Below are 18,611 nucleotides of genomic sequence, written 5' to 3' on the forward strand. Positions count from 1 at the left end.
ATAAATGGACGAGAGCACTGTGCTCGCAAGCGAAAGGTAGCAATCGTCGGTCACCCTGTGGACTCCTCAAGGGGACTGCGCGTCACTAAGAGCACGACGACTAGAAGTAATCCGGCGCCTCCAAAGAACGGACTGGTTTGACCCAGGAGGTCGTAGCCCAGTCCAGCGAGAGGTGGGCCTAAAAAACTGCCAAGACTCTGCAGTGCTTGCAGGCTGCCAAGGGCTGCTCCTTGTCCTTCATCGCTAAGGCGCCTCGAGACGAGGCTGCGAAGGCTTGGGGTCACGAGACCCGTGCCGCTGGCCAAAATCGCCACGGCTGTAAACACTCCGATCCTGGCTTGCTCCGGATCGGTTGTGGGGATGAGTAAACAACCGGCGATCACCAAACCGAGGCCGATCAGCGTGAGTTTCCACTCCCCAAACCGTTTCACTAATGGACCGATCAGACCACCCTGGACCACGGTGGCGACGACCCCCACAATCAAAAAGGCTGTAGTGGCAAGCTCTGGACCCCAATTGAAGCGTTGCTTGAAATAGAGAACCAGGATTGCGGTGAAGCCATTGAAGGCAAGAAAGAACAGAAAAAAGCCCAAGGCCAGACGCCCGACGGCTGGATTGCCAATCACCCGCGCGATTTGAGCGAAGGGGTTGAGCTCCCGTTTGCGGGGAAGGACGCGGCGTTCTGACACCGGATGGGTTTCAGGGAGCAACGTCAGGACAACAACAAGGTTGAGCACGGCGAAGCCGGTTGCCACCCAGATCGGCACCGTGACGGCAATGCGCGCTAATTGGCCACCAAGAAAGGGGCCGATAATGAAACCAAGCCCGAAGGCCACTCCGATCAATCCGAAGGCGCGTGCGCGTTGCTCGGGAGGGGTGATGTCTGCGAGTACGGCTCCTGCTGTGGCGGCTGTTCCACCACTCACCCCATCGATGAGTCGAGCTCCAAACAGAAGAAACAGGGGTAAGACAGCACCTGTGGGCCAGTCTTGGCTCACGGTGATCGCAAACAGTCCGAGGCCGAGGACGGAACCACTGACGCAGATGGCGATCACAGGCCTGCGGCCGAAGCGATCACTCAGGGCTCCGATTAAGGGAGTCGCTGCGAACTGAGCAAGGGCGTAGCTGCCAGCTAAAAGACCAAGGGTGCGGCCGTCGGCATTGAACGATGCCAACAGAAAGGGCAGCAATGGAAAAACAATGCTTTCGCTGAGTCGGTCATTGAGAAGCGTTAGAAACGCACTTAATAACGTTGGAACGTGTGGACGGCGCACGTTCGATCGAGACGGTTAATCACCCTCCCACAGACGCCCGCCAGGCGATCAGTTGTTCCAAGGCGGCGCTGCCAACTCCATTGGCTTGCATGGTGCGGGCCTCCTCTACACCGTCCTCCAAGCTTTTGCTCAGTCCGCTCAACCAGAGGTAGCAGCCTGCGTTCCAACGCAATGATTGGGCCATGGGCCCTTGGCCTAGAAGTGCCTCTTTGGCGTGCGTCGCCCAGGCTTCCTCTGATTCCCAGCGGGGGTCGTCTCCAAAGCAGCCATGATCTCGGGGGTGAACGATGTGTCGTTCGGGCTCTCCTGAGTTGTGAATGCGAGCTGTGATCCCGGCCCGACTCACCGGCAGGTCTGTTCCGCCCTCTAAGCCCTTCACGGTGATGACGTCCGTTTCTCCGGCCAGCTCTAGGGCTTGCCAGGCTCGGCTTTCCGTTGGTGGATGCACAAATCCACTCACAAGCAGGTGGTGCCCTTGGTGAGCAGTCCAGAGCAGTTCGGCGCTGGCCAGTGGAGGTCGTTTCCCGAGATCATCCCGCGCGGGAAGCAGTGCCTCGCCAAGGGGGAAATGTTCCGGTTGATAGATGAGGGCAAGACCATGGAGGTTGAAGCCTGCTTGAACATCATTGATCGACAGTCCCTGCAAGTTGAGCCCGATCGAAGCGAACAGCTCTGCGGCAGTGATTCCAAATTTCACCGGCATTCGCTTCCCTCCCTGCAAGACCACAGGCTGTCCAGACCCCACCAACAGCAAGGTTGTTAAGGGGTAGATCGGTGCCGTGCGAGATCGGCCGTCAAAGGGCATGCCAAAGCAGATCGGCCGGCGTTGATCGGCTTCACTCTGAAGACAGGGACCGAGACGTCTATAGGTATCGAGCATGCCGGTGAGCTCTTGAGGCTCGGGCCTGCGGATGCGATGGGCAATGAGAAAGGCGCCGATTTGAACGTCTGAAGCTCCTCCCGTGAGCATCAATTCCATGGCCTCATCGGCTTCTCTTCGCGTTAAACCTTTGCTGGTGTGCTCTCCACTGCCAATTTTGCGTAGCAATTGCTTGAAACATGCACGCTTATTGGCTTCTGGAGAGCTTTGCATTGATATGACCGGAACCGAAAGAGATCGTTCCGCAGAATCATCTCCTTCGGTGGTAGTCATTGATACCAGAATCTTTTATCTAAGCCGTTGGCTAGCTTCTGCAAAGGCCCGCATAGCTCCCGTGTAGGGGGTGAGATGGGTGCTGACGTCCTTCGGCGTAATAAAGCCGTTCAATGAGCAGGTTTGGAAAGGCTTCACGCACAACGGCTGGGGTCAACGACAAAGAGTCACTGGTAAGGAAGTTATTGATACTCTTTAGGGTTTGATTCAGGGTTTGAGCGAACTGATTCATGGGTGAGGGAAGAAACATGAAATCGAACTAACCATCAACTAAATCATGATGCTGTTTCCCTTGTTGTCGTTCTGTCGCCGATGCTGCTATTGGTTGCTCCGAGCTTTTGAATTGGTAGTCAATGCATCTTTTTTGGGTCTTGATCTTGTAGATGATTTGTTCACTGCTGAGTGGTCCCGCAAGGGTTGCTGATCTCTAGTAGTTCTTTATTGGTCTTTTATTGCATGACAACATCTGCTTTGGCACCGTCCTTGGCTGGTCCCTCGCCATCGACGCTGACTGCTTCACTCATGGCGGCAAAGAAGGCGAAGGGTCTTTCCTTCGCCGACTTAGAAGCGGCCCTTGGGCTCGATGAGGTTTGGATTGCTTCTCTCTTTTACGGACAGGCAACCGCATCCCCTGAAGAAGCGGATAAATTAGCAACATTGTTGGCTCTCGATCCAGCTATTACCGCTGCGCTGCAGGAGTTTCCGACGAAAGGAAGCCTAGATCCTGTGATTCCTACAGATCCGCTGATCTATCGTTTCTATGAGATCATGCAGGTTTACGGTATGCCTCTTAAAGATGTTATTCAGGAAAAGTTTGGCGATGGAATTATGAGTGCCATCGACTTTACTTTGGATGTGGATAAGGTTGAAGACCCTAAAGGAGACAGGGTAAAGATTACAATGTGTGGAAAATTCTTGCCTTATAAAAAATGGTGAGTTTTTGATCTCATTCAAAATGCCCGGCATAGCCGGGTTTTTTTAGTGTCTTTAATATTGCTGTTGAAGCTGGCGGAGGGCGTGCGCACTTCGTTCTGGATTGGTGAGCTCTGTGCTCAGTAACTTCAGCGCTATTTTGCTATGCGTTGTGGCCATGCAACCCAAGGCTCTTAAGGCAGCTTCAGCAGCTGCATCGGAGCCTTTATGGACCAGAACCGCAAGCCTGGTGCTGATCTCAATGTCGTCTCGTCGCTGCAGCAAGCGTATGCAGGCGATGACAACGGGATCACGCCAATCTTGCAGAGTACATTCACACAACTGCAGTAATTCAACGGCCTGAAGTTGATGAGATTTGAAGCTGAGAAGATCTAAACCGGCGAGGCGATGTGCTTGGCTGGGCAACTGCAGAATCTGCTCATATTGAGACAGTGTGAGTTCTGCACCCCAGCAACTCAGTGCCTTGAGCAAAAGGACATCTGGATCATGGGATTGCTTCAGCTGCGTGAGTAACCAATCTTTTGCTTCAGGTTGATGGCATAGGCCGGCTGCATGGATCAATTCAGGATGAATTCCGTGCTGTTCGATCAGGGCATGGATGATTGGCCAACCTGTTTCTGCGAACATCCCCAAACGCTCAGCCACTGCAAAACGGAGTTCAGCAGAAAGGCTGGGAGAGAAAACCTCTCCCAGCCAGGTTGGATTCAAAGGAATCTTCCGTGCATTGGCCAGCCGATCCCAAAGGGAGGCTTCATCAATGGCACTCATATGGTTTGAAGTCAGCGGGCGCCGAGTTCAGCGGCGAGTTCACGTTCTAGCTTTTCATCATGCTCTGTGGGAAGCACATCGGAAATTTTGGTGCGATGGGTGCTGTAGAAGAGCATGCCGATGAACACCATTCCTCCAACAATATTTCCCAAGGTGACTGGGAGGAAATTCCAGAAAATCACCTTATAGAAAGGAACGCCTGAACCGAGGATTGGTCCAGCTGTATGCAGGAACTGGTTCACAACAATGTGCTCCATGCCCATCGATTGGAAGGCCGTAATCGGTAACCAGCAGGCCAACAATTTGCCGGGAACACTTTTGCTCACAAGAGCCATCGTGACGCCTAAGCAAACCAACCAGTTTGCAACAACTCCACGCAGGAAAGCCAAGAAGAATCCCATGGATTGAAGGTTCTCGTACTTGGTAACAACGTTGGTTTTGTTGAGGGCAATGATCTTCGCAGCCACCTGTTGCCACATGGCACCACCATCGGCAGCGGAGGCGGGATCCACAGTGCCACCACTGGTCAGGCTAATTGCCATGATTAAGGCAACCACAGCTGTGCCGATCCAGTTGCCCAACCAGACCCAACCCCAGTTCCTAAACGTGGCACTCCAGGTGCTTTTGCCGGCCCATGTGGACATGGGCAGAAGTGCGAAGTTGCCAGTGACAAGCTCCATGCCGAACAGCACGATGCTTGCAAAACCGAAGGGGAAGAGCAGGGATCCCAACCAAGGTTGACCACTCTTGAGACCAATTGTGAGGGCAAGGATCACCGCAAGACCGAGAATGGCGCCGGAATAAAAGCCACGAATGAGCAGGTTTTTGACGCTGACTGTTGCTTTTTTCCCGCCGGCGGCAATCATGCCGTCGACGAGTTCATTAGGCAGGACGTAGTCCATCTGGGAAGCTGTTGAACTCATGATTGGGTGTTAGTAAAAAAAGTGAATCAACCGCTGACGCGATTCATGAACCGTGAGAAAACATCTTGCTGCTTTGGTGATACAGAAATTGCTTCGTTGTCTTTGCCACTTGCGCTGAGCCAATTGACAAAACGCGATAGAAAATCACCTTTGAAAGACATTGAGAAATGAATAAATGTTTGGTTCGTGATTGCGTTTAACCATGGCTTCAAAATAAAGCGCCACGGTTTGACGTCGTCGAGCTAATTCGGTTTGCTTAAGCTCGAGGCTTTGCTCCGAATTGTTCGATAAGCACCTGTCGAAGAACATTTTGAATGTCTTCAGCGGGAATGGCTTTTTGCTGCACTTCGCCGATCTGTGGATTTTCGCCTTGCGATCCTCCGATGCTCAGGGTGTAGCCCTCACCCATTTCTCCTTTGCTGTTTTTTGCCTTCGTGCCTGTCAAACCAATGGCACCCATGAAGGCTTGCCCGCAGGTGTTGGGACATCCGGTCCAATGGATCTTCAGCTCTTCGGGAAGCTCGAGCTCTGCATCGAGTTGCTTCGCTGCAGCAATGGCTTGGTCTTTGGTGTTGGTGAGACCAAAACTGCAGTAAGTGTTTCCTGTGCAGGAGACCGTTCCCGCCGCGATGGCTCCCGGTTGCAGGGGGAAGCTCTGCAGCAAGGGGTCAGCTTGAAATGCGTCCAGTTTGTCTGTGGAGAGCCCCACAATGATGACGTTTTGGTCTTCCGTTAGACGCACTTCGCCAGATCCATATTCAAGGCTTGCAGTGGCTAAATCGTGAAGATCATTGGCAGTGAGTCGCCCAACGTTCACATGAAGCCCTGCGAAAAATTCGCCTGGATTTTTTTGAGGATGAATTCCGTAGTGAGAGCGTGGTGTTTCATTGAAGACTGAACCTGGATCTTCGGCTAGAGGGCCAAAAAGTTCTTCAACTTTGTTCCTGAAGGTTTCGACGCCAAGTTGGTCGAGATACATGCGAAAGCGCCCTTTAGGACGCTTATCACGTTCACCATTGTCACGCCACAAGCGGATGACGCAATCCGTCATTTTGCAAATCTCATCTTGCTTGACCCATGCATTCATGGGCAGCGCGTAGGCATTCATCTGAGAGGAGAGGATTCCTCCGATCCAGACCCCGAAACCCATCACACCATCACGTTCGACGGGATGAAAGACGATGTCGTTATGCAGTAAAAAATTATCCTTGGCACCCGCAACGGCAGTATTCCACTTGCGAGGAAGATTGGAATATTCTGGATTCCCTTCACAATGGTTGGTTAGGAAATCTTGCAACTCAATTGTAAATGGGCGTGTATCAATGATTTCGTTCGGGTCAATTCCTGCTAATGGGTTGCCTGTTACATTTCTAGGGTTATCAAAACCCGATTGAATTGAACTGAGTCCAACTGATTTAAGGCGTTTGAGAATATCTGGCAGGTCGTCTAGTAAGACTCCTCGAAGTTGGAGATTTTGGCGAGTTGTGATGTCGCAGCTTCCATTCTCTCCGTAGCGTTCAACAATGGAAGCAACAACGCGTAGTTGCTGATTGCTGAGCACACCGTTGGGGACTCGTAGGCGAAGCATGAACTTGCCGGGAGTTTTGGGACGCCAGAACATTCCATACCATTTCAGGCGAAGCTGTAGATCGGTTTCGTCTACTTCTTCCCAGCCAATCCGAGCAAACTCTTCAATTTCATCGCCCACAAGTAGCCCATCTTTTGAAGCTTTGTTCTGTTCAATCTTGTTGAGCTTCTTGTTTTCTAGGAATGTTCTTGTCGGGATTTGAATGCTCATAGTGCTGATGTTTGGTACAGGAATTCGTCAGTTAGCGAGATTTCCAGCACCTCAGAAATGTTCGTGCTTAGAAATGGTTTATAGCGAGCTGTGGTGTGATGTTTCGGTATCGGTTGGAACTAAATTGGCCATCACGAGCTCGAAATTATGTTTGATGTGATACAGGAAAGTTTCCTGGTTTCTGGCTCGATAGATCCGTGATTGGATCCAAGAATTTGATTCAGTATTGGCGACCGATTTCACCGATCCAGCGAACGGCTCCTTGGCGGATCATCGACCAAACCCTGGCCATGGCTGCTAAGTCGCGGTCAAAGTCATTGCGGAATCGTTTTGGTGCCCGGCTGCTGCGAGCTGTTGGGTGTATGGGAGCGCGAGAATGCTTTCTGCCGTAGTAAGTCATGCATGCATGAATCGTGACCACTCGACTTCATCAGTTCCGGTGGGTTTCGATCCGTGGCCGTTGCTACGTAAACATGCGGAACCTGGTCGTGAGTACGGCCTGCGCTTGGTGATTCATGGCCGTTCTGGTGGAGTTGTTCCCCCCTGCTTTCAGGAGCTGTTGATTGCTGTCGGTGAGCGCCGAAAAGCCTCAGTTGAATTAGAGGTGTTAACGGCGGAGAGCTCGAAGCCAGCACAGCGCGATTGTGCATCCCAATGGTTGGTGCCCCTGCTGTTGCTTCCTGGCAGCCATGCGCGCTGTGATGTTCCTCAGATTCGGGACCGGTTGAGGGGTGAGGGTGTGGCAGTGAAGCCGCTTCCGTTTCTTGGCTCTTGGGAGTTTTGGTGGTTCCTTATGTCTCGTTGGATCGCTGACGTTTCTGTCCAGCACCCCTCGCTAGCGCTGATTCACCACCCATTAAGGCCAGGGCTGTCGGATCGTTTCCTCACTTCACTGCAACGCCGCTTTGATCTGCCCGTTGTGCCCTTTGATCGTTGGGATAGGTTTGTTGTTGATCATCCAACCATGGTTCCATTACCGCTTTCGTTAGCCCCTAACCGGATGTCGGAGGCGCTGCGTCAGGCTGGGGGTTTGCCTTCTCTCCTTGAAGATCCTGTGCTCCGTCAGGGTCTGATCCATTGTCTTGCTGCATTGCCGTGACTGACTCGACCAACACTGGAACTGTGTATCTCGTTGGCGCGGGACCAGGAGATCCAGACCTTCTTACCGTCAAAGCGCATCGTCTACTGCGATGTTGCGATGCCCTTGTTTACGACTCATTGGTTCCTAGTGAGGTTCTCGAGCTTGTCCCCGAGACCTGTGAGCGCCACTTCGTCGGTAAACGTCGGGGGCATCATTCCGTTCCACAGCCCAGCACCAACTCCGTGCTCGTGGCCTTGGGTCAGCGTCATCAAACCGTGGTGCGCTTAAAAGGAGGCGACCCTTTTCTTTTCGGACGCGGAGGTGAAGAGGCCGCCCATTTGGTCTCCCATGGCATTGCTGTTGAGGTGGTGCCGGGTGTGACCTCGGGTATTGCCGCTCCGGCTTATGCAGGAATACCAGTGACCCATCGGCGTGCCGGTTCTTCGGTCACCTTTGTGACCGGTCATGAGGAGATCGACAAACGTCGGCCATCCGTGAATTGGCGCGCTCTGGCCACCGCGAGTGATGGTTTAGTGATTTACATGGGTTTGCATAATCTCCCGCGTATTGCTGAGGAATTGATCGCTGGCGGTTTGGACGGAGAGACTCCTGTTGCTGTTGTTCAGCAGGGCACCGTGGTTGGTCAGCGATGCCTCAAGGCACCTCTGTGCGAGGTGGCAGAGGCCACTCGTACAGAGAACTTTGCCTCACCTTCTATCGTTGTGGTGGGTGATGTGGTGAACCAACAAGTGGCTGCTTGTGCGCCTGAGCCCGCTGCGGTGACCATGCCGATTCCATTCTGAATTTTGATCCTTTGGCAGCTAAATGACGTAGACGCCTGAGGCCCCTTAACGCCCTAATCGGGATCCACCTTTTCTTTCCAGAATGCTTCTCGTAATCGCGGCAGAAGTTGTACGAGGTTGCAAGGACGTGTGTTTGCGTTCAATTGGCTGGAGATGAGTCGGTCCCAAGCTGTTTGAACGGCATCTAAAGAACCGGGAAGCACGAAGACGATGGTTCCGTTGGCGACGCCTGCCAGGCATCGACTTTGCAAGGTGCTGGTCCCGATGCTCTCGTAGGAAAGAACCCGGAAGAGTTCACCAAAACCGTCGATGGTTTTGTCCAGCAATGGGGCGATCGCTTCTGGGGTACCGTCTCGGCCTGTCAGGCCTGTTCCCCCGCTTGTGATCACCACATCAACGCTTGGATCGGCAATCCACTGACTGAGTTCTGAGCGGATCTGGTAACGATCATCAGGGCAGATACGCCGATCGCTGAGTTGATGCCCTGCTGCCGTTAAACGTTGTTCGAGTGCATCACCGCTGGTGTCTTCCGCCCTGGTGCGTCGGTCGGAAATGGTGAGGAGAGCAATTGAGAGGGCCAGCTCCAGCATCGCGAACGAAAGATAACGCTAGAACGAAGCAGGGCTTGAAGTTGTTTCCTATGACGAAATCTCCGGAGAGAACACTCCAGGTGTTGTTGTTTGCTTCGCTTCGAGATCAGGCTGGCTGGGATGAACAGTGTGTGTTTCTTCCTGACAAAGATGTTGTGACGGCTGAAGACATTTGGGATCAGTTGAAGCTTGGACCTCGCCCTGCGTCTGTGCAAATCTCGATTAATCAGCGGTTGGTGAGTTCGCTGACACCTGTGCAAATAGGGGATGAAGTTGCGTTTCTTCCACCCTTTACCGGAGGTTGAGGGGATGACACAAAAACTGGAAATAACAGTTGAGATTCACAGCCAACCCTTCGATCCTTGGATTCAGTTGTCTGAATGGTCATCGACTGCGGCTGCTTTAGCCTCATTCAGTGGACGGGTTCGGGATGTTGCTGAACATGGGAGTTCGCTTGAAGCGCTTGAGCTCACGCACTATCCAGGACTGTGCGAAAGCTTGATCCGTGAGGATGCGGAACGGTTGTTGATGGCGCATGGCGCGACAGCAGCGCTTGTGATCCATCGGGTTGGGCGCTTATCGCCTCATGAGGTCATCGTGCTTGTGGCGATTGAGGCTGATCGGCGTGGTCCTGCGCAACGTTGTTGCATGGCTTTGCTTGAAGCGATCAAGCATCAGGCCCCTCTCTGGAAAAAAGAGTGGAGGGATGGACAAGGCACCTGGGTTAGTGGAAATACGCCGCTTTGATTCCCTCTTTAGAGGAGGCGTGCTCGCATGAGTTGCGCCCAAAGACTCTCGCCGGCTTCTAACCGTCCGGTTTGTGCTGGAATCTCCAGCAACAGATCGCTCTGAACCAGAGAGCCAATGCGGGATGAGGCTTGAGAAACGCTCACCCGCGCCATCAGCTCTCCGCTGGCATTGACCTCCAAGCGTGCGCGGGCTAATTCGGGTCGTCCCGGCCGGCGAGCCAAAGCGTTGGCCAGCTTGACTTTGACGCGTGGAAAGAACTCAGGCTCTTGTTGACCCTCCAAGAGCTGTAAGGCTGGCCAAAGCAGTTGCAGGGCTGTGATCGCTGCAGCAACAGGGTTTCCAGGGAGGCCAAAGAAAGGCACACCCCCTCTTTGATTGTTGATGTGCCCGAAGGCAAAGGGGCGTCCGGGCTTCAGAAATAGTTTCCAGAAATTCACTTGCCCCAATTCACTTACAAGCGCTCGGATCCAGTCACTGTCTCCTGCTGAAATTCCGCCTGTGCTCACCACAACATCGCAGGTGTTGCTGAGCTCAGCTAAGGCCCGCCGCAAGGCTTCTGGCTGATCGGGAATCACACATTTTGTATGGACCACCTGATGGAGGCTGTTCAGGATCGCCTCAAGCAGGGTGCTGTTGCTTTCCCATATGGCTCCTGCGCGTCTCTCTAGCCCGGCTGGCACAAGCTCATCGCCGCTGATTAGGAGGCCAATGCGAGGTTTGAGATGGACCTTCAGTGTGGCTACGCCGCAACCTGCCAGGCGTCCAAGCTGGGAAGGCGTTAAGCGCAGGCCTGGATTGATCAATCGATCCCCGGCTTTGCATTCTTCGTCTTCGGCTCGGATCCAGGGTTGATCCGAAACTTCAGCAGCCAAGCTCAGTTGCGTTTGGCTCGTCTCCACGCATTCCTGAGGCAAAACCCAGCCTGCTCCCTCTGGGAGGGGTGCTCCGGTCAAGATACGGATAGCTTCACCCGCGTTTAAGACTCGATCAAATGGAGATCCCGGGGCTGAGCGGCCGTGAAGGGTCCATTGTTGGCCGACGCTCGGTTGATGGTGTTGTCCTAAGGCATAGCCATCCATGATTGAGGCTCGGAACCCTGGGATCGAGACAGGAGCGTTGATTGGTTTGGCATTGACGCGCCCTAGAGCCTCGTCTAGGGGCACCGTTGTTAGGCCTTTGATTGGCTTGATGTGTTTGAGCAGCCGCTCTCTAGCTTCGTTAAGAGGTAATCCTTCGCGGCCATAGGGCTCAGCGGGACCAGGCACCGTTGCGGCCTCCGTCCTTGTGGGTGAGAGCGACCTGTCCCAAGGTCATCCCGGGATCAATCGATTTCAGCATGTCGTAAAGCGTCAGCAATCCAATGGATACCGCTGTCATGGATTCCATCTCCACACCCGTGTTGTGTGTTGTGCGGCACCGGCAGCACAGAATTAGTCCCGGTAATGAGGAATCCGGCTCGATCGTGACTTCCACGCCACTGAGTGGTAGCTGGTGGCAAAGGGGAATCAGTTCCCAGGTCCGTTTCGCTGCTTGGATGGCAGCAACTCGCGCAACAGCAAGGAGATCACCTTTCGGCGTATTGCCAGAACGGATCAGTTCCAACGTGGTTGGCTGCATTTGAAGGCAACCCCGAGCGCTTGCTTCGCGTCGCGTGGGGAGGCGATCACCCACATCAACCATGTGAACATCACCGGATGCGTTGAGGTGAGTGAGGCCTTGTTCCATGCTTAGCGGTTGCCAAAGGCAGACCAAAGTGTGGCTTCAGAGCCCACAACTGGAGCCACCTCGGCTTTTGGCGATGAGCTGGTGGCTGCTGAAGACGCAACTTGCTCAACAACTTCGCTGCGGGATCCCAACTCGGCCCAGAGGGTGGCTGGTGAGCCAATCACAGGCTCCACTTTTGCGCTGGCTTGATTGTCGCCGATGGCAACGCCAGCTTGACTGCGCACCATTTGTACTGCAAGCGACCCAACAATGAAGGCTCCTAAAAAGCCCGTTGCTATGGCGATTTGACTGCGATTCCCTGTAGAGACGACCCCAGAGTTCATGCCTAAGTTGAAGAATTCAGACTCTCACTATGGAAACGTGTTGAGTGAATCGCTACCAAATGAGGCAAAAGCTCCAGGATAATTCACATTCTTGAGGCCGTAGGGCGTGCCTGCATGTGCATTGGCTTCGCTGGTGTACCAGCCGTGAAGAGAGCCAAGAAGAAGTCCAAGGGAAATGGCTAAACGCACAGAACAGGTCATAAACTCGCGAAATCTTCTCTTTGGATGAAGGAGTTCGAAGTTGCGATTGAAACCATTTCGGTGGGCGATATCTGCAAATGGTTCAAAGTGAACAATTTATGTCGTTAAATGCATGAATCAAGCCAGCCATTGCTTTGGGTTTGAGAAGGATTTTGTGGGGAACTGGCGGTGCATCCCTCTTTGTGTGCGTCGGAAGCTAGATCTCATTGGCGTCAAATTAAAATTGAGTCATTGGCTTGAGCTCACTCAGGAACAGCGCCAAATGCTTGTGGATTGGCCTGATGAGTTGCCAGTTTTGAATGAGTTGCGTGAGCACTTGCGACTTCTCACTCGGCTGTTGGCTGAGGGGATGGCCAAAGACCTGCCCTTAGCTGTGGATGAACCTTGGCAAGTGTTGGGAGAACTGCCCAGCATTGTGCAGGAATCTGCCTTGAAAAAATCGATTGTTATTAATGTGAACCAATGGGCTTCTTTGTTTGAATTAGAGCGTTTTGCTTTATGTAAATTGGCCCGTCCTGGCCATGATCATCACAACTTGGATGCTGCTTTTAGCGAAATACTGGGTTGATCAATTTTCGAAGCGCTTCTAAGCGCCCCGCTTCCTGTTCGATTGGTTTGATGACAGAAACTGCTGGAGCGACAATGACTGCACTTGCTTTTAATTCCGGTTGCTTTGATATGGGGCAAGCCTGTTCATGCATCAGAGCATTCACTTCACAGGCTTGAGTTTGCGTGAATCCCCAATGCATCGGAAGAAAGACTGTGCTCCGTCGGATTTTGTCTGTGACTTTCACACGAGCGGTGAGTTGGCCCCTTCGGGAGCTCACCGCGGCGAGCTCTCCATGCTTCACCGCAAACTGATCTGCATCTTTAGGGTTAATTTCTAAGAGGGGTTCTGGGTGCATCGTTTTTAAGCGCTCCACCTTTCCTGTCCGAGTCATCGTGTGCCACTGTCCGAGATAACGGCCAATAGTGAGGACCAGTGGGTAGGTGTCACAAGGTGGTTCTGCAAGACCAAGTGGTTGGTCGCTACAGAACCTTGCTCGTCCATTTGTGGTTAAAAACTTGTGATTGGTGTACAGCCGTTTTGACTCTTGAGATGGTGAACTGTTTTGAGGAAATGGCCATTGTTGGGGTCCTTCTTTGTCCAGAACGTTATGACTTAGCCCTGAGACATCACATAATCGTTTTTTCGTTAGTGCTGTAAATTCTGCATAAACTTCAGCCGCAGATGCGTATGTGAATTGTTTTTCAAACCCTAAGCGCCTTCCGATCTCGGCAAACACTTCCCAATCGGGGCGGCTTTCTCGATGGGGATTCCTGAATGCTGGGCAGTAAGTCACCCTGCGCTCAGAGTTGGTCATGGTTCCAGCTTTTTCGCTCCATTGAGCAGCTGGCAGAAGAAGATGGGCGTAATGCGATGTTTCAGAGTCTGCATAGGCTTCGCTAACGATGACCAATGGGCAGCGCTGCATCGCTGTTTTGACGCGATCTAAATCTGGCATGCTCACGAGAGGGTTCGTCGCAACGACCCACCACAAATCCAGCTCTCCCCGTTCCATTGCCTCTACCTGTTGCCAGGCCGTTAGTCCAGGCTTGGAGTCAATTTTCCCCTCAGAAAACCCCCAGGAGTGCTCGACTTCAGCACGATGCTCCGGGTTCGTAACTTGACGATATCCGGGAAGAAGGTGGGAGAGACCGCCTGCTTCTCTGCCTCCCATGGCGTTGGGTTGCCCTGTTAAGGAGAAGGGTCCAGCTCCTTCTTTGCCAATTTGACCTGTCAATAAGTGCAGATTGATGATTCCACCCACGACGGCTGTTCCTTCGCGCCGTTGATTCACACCCATCGACCAGAGGCTCAAGACTTTTTCGCCCCGATGAAAAAGTTGGGCGACTTCCCGTAGACGTTTTTCCGGAATGCCACAAAATAAGGCCACACGTCTAGGGGTCCAGCGGGCTACGACATCAAAAAAGGCGTCGTAGTTGTCCGTGCAGTTATCGATAAACGTAGGGTCTTGTCCGTTTTCACGCATCACCAGGTGGGCAATGCCGTGAAGGAGGGCAAGGTCACTCCCAGGAGCGACTGCTAAATGAATGTCAGCAGCCTTTGCGGTATCGGTTTGGCGTGGGTCCACCACCACAATGGTGACGGAGCCAGGGTGTCTTTTTTTTCGTTTTAGTAATCGTTGAAAGAGCACTGGATGGCATTCAGCGGTGTTGGTTCCGATCAGAAACGCCACCGTGCAATGGTCTAGGTCTTCGTAGCTGCAGGGGGGACCATCTGAGCCCAAGCTACGGGTGTAACCCGCAACAGCAGAACTCATGCAGAGTCTTGAATTAGCGTCAAAGTTGTTCGTTCCAAGTGCTCCTTTGAGGAGTTTTTGCGCCAAGTAATAGTCTTCGGTGTGAAATTGCCCAGATCCATACATGGCGATGGCCTCTGGTCCTTTGGATTTGAGGCTTGTTTTGATCTGGCTTGAGATGCGCTCAAGCGCTTCATCCCAGCTGATCGGTTGGAAGTCGTCATCAAGACTGTTACGTCCAAAGGGTTGATCCAGTCTTCCCCTCGACAGGGCTTCTCCGACTGTTGCCCCTTTGATGCAAACTTGGCCGAGGCTCGATGGATGCAGTCGATCCCCTCGTGCCGTCCACATTGGGGTCCCCTCTGCATCTCGACGCACGGCCTCACCTTTTTGGGCTGGTGGTCGTAAGTCCAGACCACATCCCACTCCGCAATAAGGACATTGACTGCGAATGGTTGTGGTTGGTTCTGCCATGATTTCAAGTGGGTATTAGAAACACCCGGAGCCAATGGCGCCGGGTGCTTTGCAGATACGAACAGATATAAGGAATCAGCTGTTGGCGAATTCAGGAGTCGATGTTTCTCCTTCATGCAAGTCATCGAAGGAACCTTTGGGTTCTTTGAGGAAGAAGAAGCAGAAGAAAGCAACAATCAGGCCAGCGACCCCCAAGACTTGGAAGAAAGCACTATTGGAGGCTGCGATGATTTCTGGAGAAGGATCCTTACCCCCACCCATCCACATCGGAAGCAAACTAAAAATTGTGAGGTAAGTTACAGCTCCGACGTTGCCATAGGCACCAACCAAACCAGCAACTTGGCCTGTGACGCGCCGCTTCACCAAAGGAACGAGTGCAAAGGTAGCTCCTTCTCCTGATTGAACGAAGAAAGAGGCCAGCATGGTTATCAACACAGCGATGATGATCCCTGTGGTTCCGCTGAATGTGCCAGGTTTGATCATGCTCATGACGAGGTAACCAATCCCCAGACCGCCAGTTAAGAACGACATTGTGTTTTTACGACTGCCAAGTTTGTCGGAGATCAGACCACCAGCGGGGCGAGCGACAAGATTCACAAAAGCAAAGCAGGAGGCAAGGATTCCAGCGGTTGCTTTAGGGAGATCAAAAGTGGTTTCGAAAAATGTTGGCAACATTGAAACGACGGCCAACTCTGATCCAAAATTCACAATGTATGTGAGTTCAAGGATGGCAACCTGCTTGAATTCGTAGCGATCTTCTTTCGGGTATGTTTTTGTACCCATGATCAGTTCTCGATTGGTGCGAATGATTCCCCAGGTTTGAAAGATAAACCAGATAAGAACCGCAGCTAACGCCAGTGGATACGTTCCTGCATTCAGGAAACCAACCTTTTGTAAGCGCCAGCAGAGGACACAAAGAATGGCTGCAAACGGAACATTCATTCCTAACAATCCCCAGAAATCACGCATTGATGTGACTTCCAATCCAGCTGTGCGCTCAGGCTTTTGATAAGTTTTTCCAGGGGGTGTATCGCTAACGTTGAAGTAATAAATAAAGCCGTATACAGCAGAAATAATTCCCGTTAGAGCAATTGCACCACGCCAATTAAGGACAGCGCCTGAGGGAAGTTCAAACCCGCCTGAGAACGAGAGCCATCCGGCTAGTCCTACGAGTGTTAAGGCCGAGAACGCTGATCCGAAATTGCCCCAACCGCCATAAATCCCCTCAGCTAGGCCAATCTCTTTCGGAGGGAACCATTCGGCAACCATGCGGATCCCGATCACAAAGCCTGCACCCACGATGGATAACAGCAGGCGTGCCACCACGAGTTGATTGAAGTCTTGGGCTGAGGCGAACATCAGGCAAGGAATGACCGAAAAAACCAGCAGGCTGGAATAGGTCAGTCGAGGCCCGTATTTGTCGAGGAGCATTCCAATCAGAACGCGGGCTGGGATCGTGAGAGCCACGTTGCAGATCGCAACGGTGCGGATTTGACCGAGAGTTAAACCCAAATCGGCTTTAACGGTGGTTGCCAAAGGCGCCAGGTTGAACCAGACGACAAAGGTCAGAAAAAATGCGAACCAGGTGAGATGAAGAGTTCGATATCTCCCCTGGAACGACCAGAGTTCTCCAAGCATGGGGGGTCTAAATGTGTGTAAATCAACCCCGGCTTCTGAAAAATGCGCTGAGGAAGCAAGTAGCGGCGCACATGCAAACCGCCTTTCTATTTGATCATTAGGCTCTGACCCTCATGGTTGTATTTGATACCAACTAAGGACTATGCCAATGCTGATCTGTTCACTTTTGTTTTATTCGCTACATTGAAAGAGTCTGCTTTGTACGGCGATTTGTCTGCGATGGACCTGCCAATGCTGCAAGGACTTCGCGCTTGTGTGCTTAGTGGAGGGATGAGTTGTCGCATGGGAAGAGACAAATCTCTTCTTGCTCATCCACAAGGTGGCTGTTGGTTGACGCACAGTATTGGTTTGTGCCGTCATCTAGATCTGCCAGTTGATGTGGTGAGTTCAATCTCGAGTCATCGTCAGTTGGTGTCGACGCTTAAAGGTGTTGACTGCAAGTCTGACCCTTTTCCCGGTCAGGGCCCTTTGGCTGCGTTGTCGGCGGTTTTTGGTCAGGCGAAGGTGCTCGCTCTACTGGTCCTTCCAGTTGATATGCCTTGCTTGGACTCTTCGACCCTGGTCCGGCTGATTCATGCTTGGCAGGAGCAGCCTTCTGTGGCTGTGGTTTCACATGACGGAAACCAGCTTCAGCCTTTGTTTGCTGTTTATCCCAACCACAGTGTCTATCGAGATGCCTTGTGGAGTCAGTTGGCTGCTGATCGACTGAGCATGCATGATTGGCTTGGGAGGGTGCCGCATCGGGTGCTTGCCTTGCCTTATGGGGCTTTGCGAAATCTCAACTGTCCTGCTGATCTAGGAACCCTTGAGGAATGATGAAGCCATCAGCTGTCATTGATCTCCTTGCTAGGCCGCTGGGAGTTTTAAGGTTGTCCCTAACTGCAAGATGTAACTTAGCGTGCCGATATTGCTGTCCAGAAAGCATTGAGCCTCCAGGTTTGTTGTCCACTCGCGATCAACTTCGCTTGATCCAAGCGGCCTGTCAGTTAGGAGCCCATACGCTTCGACTAACAGGTGGTGAACCTTTGCTCACCGATCGCCTTTGGCCGCTTCTTGATCAACTCTCGCTTGCAAGGCAGGAGGTTGCTCATCCTTTTAGTCGTTTGAAAGACGTGGCTATCACCACCAATGGTTCTCTCCTCAATGATGAGAAGGCAAGACGGTTGCGCGATATGGGAGTGGATCGCATCACGATCAGCTTGGATGCCGTTGATGGAGCAAGTATTGCCCGTATGGCTGGCTTGCGTACTGGTCCTGAGGCTGGGAAGGCTCTCATTCAGCGCGTCTTGGCGGGAATTGATGCAGCTCGTGCTGCGGGATTCAATCCTGCGCGAGGTCGTCTCAAGCTGAATGCCGTGATCCAACGCGGTCAAAATGATGATCAGCTGATTCCATTGGCGCGTTTTGCAAGGACACAAGGATTGCCATTGCGTTTGATCGAATATATGGATGTAGGCAATCGCAATGGCTGGTGTCGTGATCAGGTGATGCCGGCCAGTGAGATGATTCAGCTTCTTCACAGCAATTGGCCGCTTCAATCCCTTGGTCGTCAACCTGGTGGAACAAGTGGTCAATGGATCTACGAAGATGGTGAAGGTTCTGTTGCCACCATTGCCTCAATTACAGAGCCATTCTGTTCTGATTGCAATCGTCTTAGGATCACCGCAGACGGGCAAGCGTTTACCTGTCTGTTTGCCAGTGAAGGTCTTGATTTGCGTCCATGGCTTCGAGAGGATATTTCCGATTCTGTGCTTGCAGAGGTGATGACTGGGCTGTGGTCGCGCCGTTCTGATCGTTTTAGTGAAGAGCGTGGGTTAGAGCAGCCAGCAAACCATCACGCCGAGATGGCTTATTTGGGTGGATGAGTGGCATCC

21 protein-coding genes are annotated in these 18,611 nt (G+C 52.5%); 8 read left to right on the forward strand and 13 right to left on the reverse strand.

The window, feature by feature from the left end; translation table 11 throughout:
• Window positions 1-50: 50 nt before the first annotated feature.
• The 3 genes from DXY38_RS08805 to DXY38_RS08815 form a co-directional block, all read right to left on the reverse strand.
• Complete coding sequence (locus DXY38_RS08805) at window positions 51-1,274, reverse strand: MFS transporter (RefSeq protein ID WP_115071332.1); 1,224 nt, start codon at window positions 1,272-1,274, stop codon at window positions 51-53.
• A gap of 19 nt (window positions 1,275-1,293) precedes the next feature.
• Window positions 1,294-2,367: an anthranilate phosphoribosyltransferase family protein gene (locus DXY38_RS08810; RefSeq protein WP_115071333.1), complete on the reverse strand. Its 1,074-nt coding sequence runs from the start codon at window positions 2,365-2,367 to the stop codon at window positions 1,294-1,296.
• 91 nt (window positions 2,368-2,458) lie between these two features.
• On the reverse strand, window positions 2,459-2,659 hold the full coding sequence (locus tag DXY38_RS08815; protein ID WP_115071334.1) for a hypothetical protein: 201 nt from the start codon (window positions 2,657-2,659) through the stop codon (window positions 2,459-2,461).
• Window positions 2,660-2,910: 251 nt separating this feature from the next.
• Between DXY38_RS08815 and cynS the strand changes: the two genes are divergently transcribed.
• Window positions 2,911-3,363 carry a cyanase gene (cynS, locus tag DXY38_RS08820; RefSeq protein WP_115071405.1) on the forward strand — a complete coding sequence of 151 codons (453 nt, stop codon included), beginning with the start codon at window positions 2,911-2,913 and terminating at the stop codon, window positions 3,361-3,363.
• A gap of 51 nt (window positions 3,364-3,414) precedes the next feature.
• On the opposite strand, the gene DXY38_RS08825 is transcribed toward cynS, so the two are convergent.
• The 4 genes from DXY38_RS08825 to DXY38_RS08845 form a co-directional block, all read right to left on the reverse strand.
• Window positions 3,415-4,128, reverse strand: a complete 714-nt coding sequence (locus DXY38_RS08825) for a HEAT repeat domain-containing protein (protein ID WP_115071335.1) — start codon at window positions 4,126-4,128, stop codon at window positions 3,415-3,417.
• An 11-nt stretch (window positions 4,129-4,139) separates the two neighbouring features.
• On the reverse strand, window positions 4,140-5,030 hold the full coding sequence (locus DXY38_RS08830) for a formate/nitrite transporter family protein (protein ID WP_115071406.1): 891 nt from the start codon (window positions 5,028-5,030) through the stop codon (window positions 4,140-4,142).
• A gap of 277 nt (window positions 5,031-5,307) precedes the next feature.
• Window positions 5,308-6,849, reverse strand: coding sequence for a ferredoxin--nitrite reductase (locus tag DXY38_RS08840; RefSeq protein ID WP_115071337.1), 1,542 nt, complete (start codon window positions 6,847-6,849; stop codon window positions 5,308-5,310).
• Between the two features lie 220 nt (window positions 6,850-7,069).
• The gene (locus DXY38_RS08845; protein ID WP_006854248.1) at window positions 7,070-7,249 is read right to left on the reverse strand and encodes a hypothetical protein; all 180 of its coding nucleotides are present in this window, start codon (window positions 7,247-7,249) and stop codon (window positions 7,070-7,072) included.
• Between the two features lie 39 nt (window positions 7,250-7,288).
• Between DXY38_RS08845 and DXY38_RS08850 the strand changes: the two genes are divergently transcribed.
• Window positions 7,289-7,948, forward strand: coding sequence for a DNA mismatch repair protein MutS (locus DXY38_RS08850; protein WP_371411003.1), 660 nt, complete (start codon window positions 7,289-7,291; stop codon window positions 7,946-7,948).
• On the forward strand, window positions 7,945-8,733 hold the full coding sequence (cobA, locus tag DXY38_RS08855) for a uroporphyrinogen-III C-methyltransferase (RefSeq protein WP_115071339.1): 789 nt from the start codon (window positions 7,945-7,947) through the stop codon (window positions 8,731-8,733). The genes DXY38_RS08850 and cobA overlap by 4 nt, the downstream gene beginning before the upstream one ends.
• Before the next feature lie 53 nt (window positions 8,734-8,786).
• Here the strand turns inward: cobA and moaB are convergent, their stop codons facing one another.
• Window positions 8,787-9,314 (reverse strand): molybdenum cofactor biosynthesis protein B, encoded by a 528-nt coding sequence (gene moaB, locus DXY38_RS08860; RefSeq protein ID WP_115071407.1) that lies wholly within the window; start codon window positions 9,312-9,314, stop codon window positions 8,787-8,789.
• Between the two features lie 59 nt (window positions 9,315-9,373).
• Between moaB and DXY38_RS08865 the strand changes: the two genes are divergently transcribed.
• Both DXY38_RS08865 and DXY38_RS08870 read left to right on the forward strand, forming a co-directional pair.
• Window positions 9,374-9,628, forward strand: a complete 255-nt coding sequence (locus DXY38_RS08865; RefSeq protein ID WP_115071340.1) for a MoaD/ThiS family protein — start codon at window positions 9,374-9,376, stop codon at window positions 9,626-9,628.
• Between the two features lie 4 nt (window positions 9,629-9,632).
• A complete protein-coding gene (locus tag DXY38_RS08870) occupies window positions 9,633-10,070 on the forward strand; it encodes a molybdenum cofactor biosynthesis protein MoaE (RefSeq protein WP_038014285.1) in 438 nt (145 codons plus the stop codon).
• Window positions 10,071-10,078: 8 nt separating this feature from the next.
• Here the strand turns inward: DXY38_RS08870 and DXY38_RS08875 are convergent, their stop codons facing one another.
• The 3 genes from DXY38_RS08875 to DXY38_RS08885 are packed head-to-tail and all read right to left on the reverse strand — an operon-like array spanning window position 10,079 to window position 12,121.
• Window positions 10,079-11,338 (reverse strand): molybdopterin molybdotransferase MoeA, encoded by a 1,260-nt coding sequence (locus DXY38_RS08875; protein WP_115071341.1) that lies wholly within the window; start codon window positions 11,336-11,338, stop codon window positions 10,079-10,081.
• On the reverse strand, window positions 11,322-11,798 hold the full coding sequence (moaC, locus tag DXY38_RS08880; protein WP_115071342.1) for a cyclic pyranopterin monophosphate synthase MoaC: 477 nt from the start codon (window positions 11,796-11,798) through the stop codon (window positions 11,322-11,324). Before moaC ends, DXY38_RS08875 begins: the two co-directional genes overlap by 17 nt.
• 2 nt (window positions 11,799-11,800) lie before the next feature.
• A complete protein-coding gene (locus DXY38_RS08885) occupies window positions 11,801-12,121 on the reverse strand; it encodes a hypothetical protein (protein ID WP_115071343.1) in 321 nt (106 codons plus the stop codon).
• Between the two features lie 313 nt (window positions 12,122-12,434).
• Here DXY38_RS08885 and DXY38_RS08890 point away from each other — a divergent pair, with 313 nt between their 5' ends.
• The gene (locus tag DXY38_RS08890) at window positions 12,435-12,890 is read left to right on the forward strand and encodes a nitrate reductase associated protein (protein ID WP_006854238.1); all 456 of its coding nucleotides are present in this window, start codon (window positions 12,435-12,437) and stop codon (window positions 12,888-12,890) included.
• Here the strand turns inward: DXY38_RS08890 and DXY38_RS08895 are convergent.
• Together DXY38_RS08895 and DXY38_RS08900 are read right to left on the reverse strand one after the other, a co-directional pair.
• A complete protein-coding gene (locus tag DXY38_RS08895) occupies window positions 12,871-15,099 on the reverse strand; it encodes a molybdopterin oxidoreductase family protein (protein ID WP_115071344.1) in 2,229 nt (742 codons plus the stop codon). The two genes, DXY38_RS08890 and DXY38_RS08895, sit on opposite strands and share 20 nt — an antisense overlap.
• Window positions 15,100-15,174: 75 nt before the next feature.
• Entirely contained in the window at window positions 15,175-16,737 is a 1,563-nt protein-coding gene (locus DXY38_RS08900; RefSeq protein WP_115071345.1) for an MFS transporter, read from the reverse strand.
• 231 nt (window positions 16,738-16,968) lie between these two features.
• Between DXY38_RS08900 and DXY38_RS08905 the strand changes: the two genes are divergently transcribed.
• Both DXY38_RS08905 and DXY38_RS08910 read left to right on the forward strand, forming a co-directional pair.
• Window positions 16,969-17,553: a molybdenum cofactor guanylyltransferase gene (locus DXY38_RS08905; protein ID WP_071778048.1), complete on the forward strand. Its 585-nt coding sequence runs from the start codon at window positions 16,969-16,971 to the stop codon at window positions 17,551-17,553.
• Window positions 17,550-18,602 carry a GTP 3',8-cyclase MoaA gene (locus DXY38_RS08910; protein WP_371411004.1) on the forward strand — a complete coding sequence of 351 codons (1,053 nt, stop codon included), beginning with the start codon at window positions 17,550-17,552 and terminating at the stop codon, window positions 18,600-18,602. Before DXY38_RS08905 ends, DXY38_RS08910 begins: the two co-directional genes overlap by 4 nt.
• Window positions 18,603-18,611: the final 9 nt, after the last annotated feature.

The sequence above is a fragment of the Synechococcus sp. UW179B genome (assembly GCF_900474245.1).
In the GTDB taxonomy this organism is placed as follows: domain Bacteria; phylum Cyanobacteriota; class Cyanobacteriia; order PCC-6307; family Cyanobiaceae; genus Synechococcus_C.

Coding starts and splice junctions, on each gene's coding strand:
- DXY38_RS08890 (WP_006854238.1), top strand. CDS start 12,435: ATGAATCAAGCCAGCCATTGCTTTGGGTTTGAGAAGGATTTTGTGGGG.
- DXY38_RS08895 (WP_115071344.1), bottom strand. CDS start 15,099: ATGGCAGAACCAACCACAACCATTCGCAGTCAATGTCCTTATTGCGGA.
- DXY38_RS08815 (WP_115071334.1), bottom strand. CDS start 2,659: ATGAATCAGTTCGCTCAAACCCTGAATCAAACCCTAAAGAGTATCAAT.
- DXY38_RS08845 (WP_006854248.1), bottom strand. CDS start 7,249: ATGACTTACTACGGCAGAAAGCATTCTCGCGCTCCCATACACCCAACA.
- DXY38_RS08905 (WP_071778048.1), top strand. CDS start 16,969: ATGCTGCAAGGACTTCGCGCTTGTGTGCTTAGTGGAGGGATGAGTTGT.
- DXY38_RS08840 (WP_115071337.1), bottom strand. CDS start 6,849: ATGAGCATTCAAATCCCGACAAGAACATTCCTAGAAAACAAGAAGCTC.
- DXY38_RS08865 (WP_115071340.1), top strand. CDS start 9,374: ATGACGAAATCTCCGGAGAGAACACTCCAGGTGTTGTTGTTTGCTTCG.
- DXY38_RS08830 (WP_115071406.1), bottom strand. CDS start 5,030: ATGGACTACGTCCTGCCTAATGAACTCGTCGACGGCATGATTGCCGCC.
- DXY38_RS08870 (WP_038014285.1), top strand. CDS start 9,633: ATGACACAAAAACTGGAAATAACAGTTGAGATTCACAGCCAACCCTTC.
- DXY38_RS08910 (WP_371411004.1), top strand. CDS start 17,550: ATGATGAAGCCATCAGCTGTCATTGATCTCCTTGCTAGGCCGCTGGGA.
- DXY38_RS08885 (WP_115071343.1), bottom strand. CDS start 12,121: ATGAACTCTGGGGTCGTCTCTACAGGGAATCGCAGTCAAATCGCCATA.
- DXY38_RS08825 (WP_115071335.1), bottom strand. CDS start 4,128: ATGAGTGCCATTGATGAAGCCTCCCTTTGGGATCGGCTGGCCAATGCA.
- moaC (WP_115071342.1), bottom strand. CDS start 11,798: ATGGAACAAGGCCTCACTCACCTCAACGCATCCGGTGATGTTCACATG.
- DXY38_RS08900 (WP_115071345.1), bottom strand. CDS start 16,737: ATGCTTGGAGAACTCTGGTCGTTCCAGGGGAGATATCGAACTCTTCAT.
- DXY38_RS08810 (WP_115071333.1), bottom strand. CDS start 2,367: ATGCAAAGCTCTCCAGAAGCCAATAAGCGTGCATGTTTCAAGCAATTG.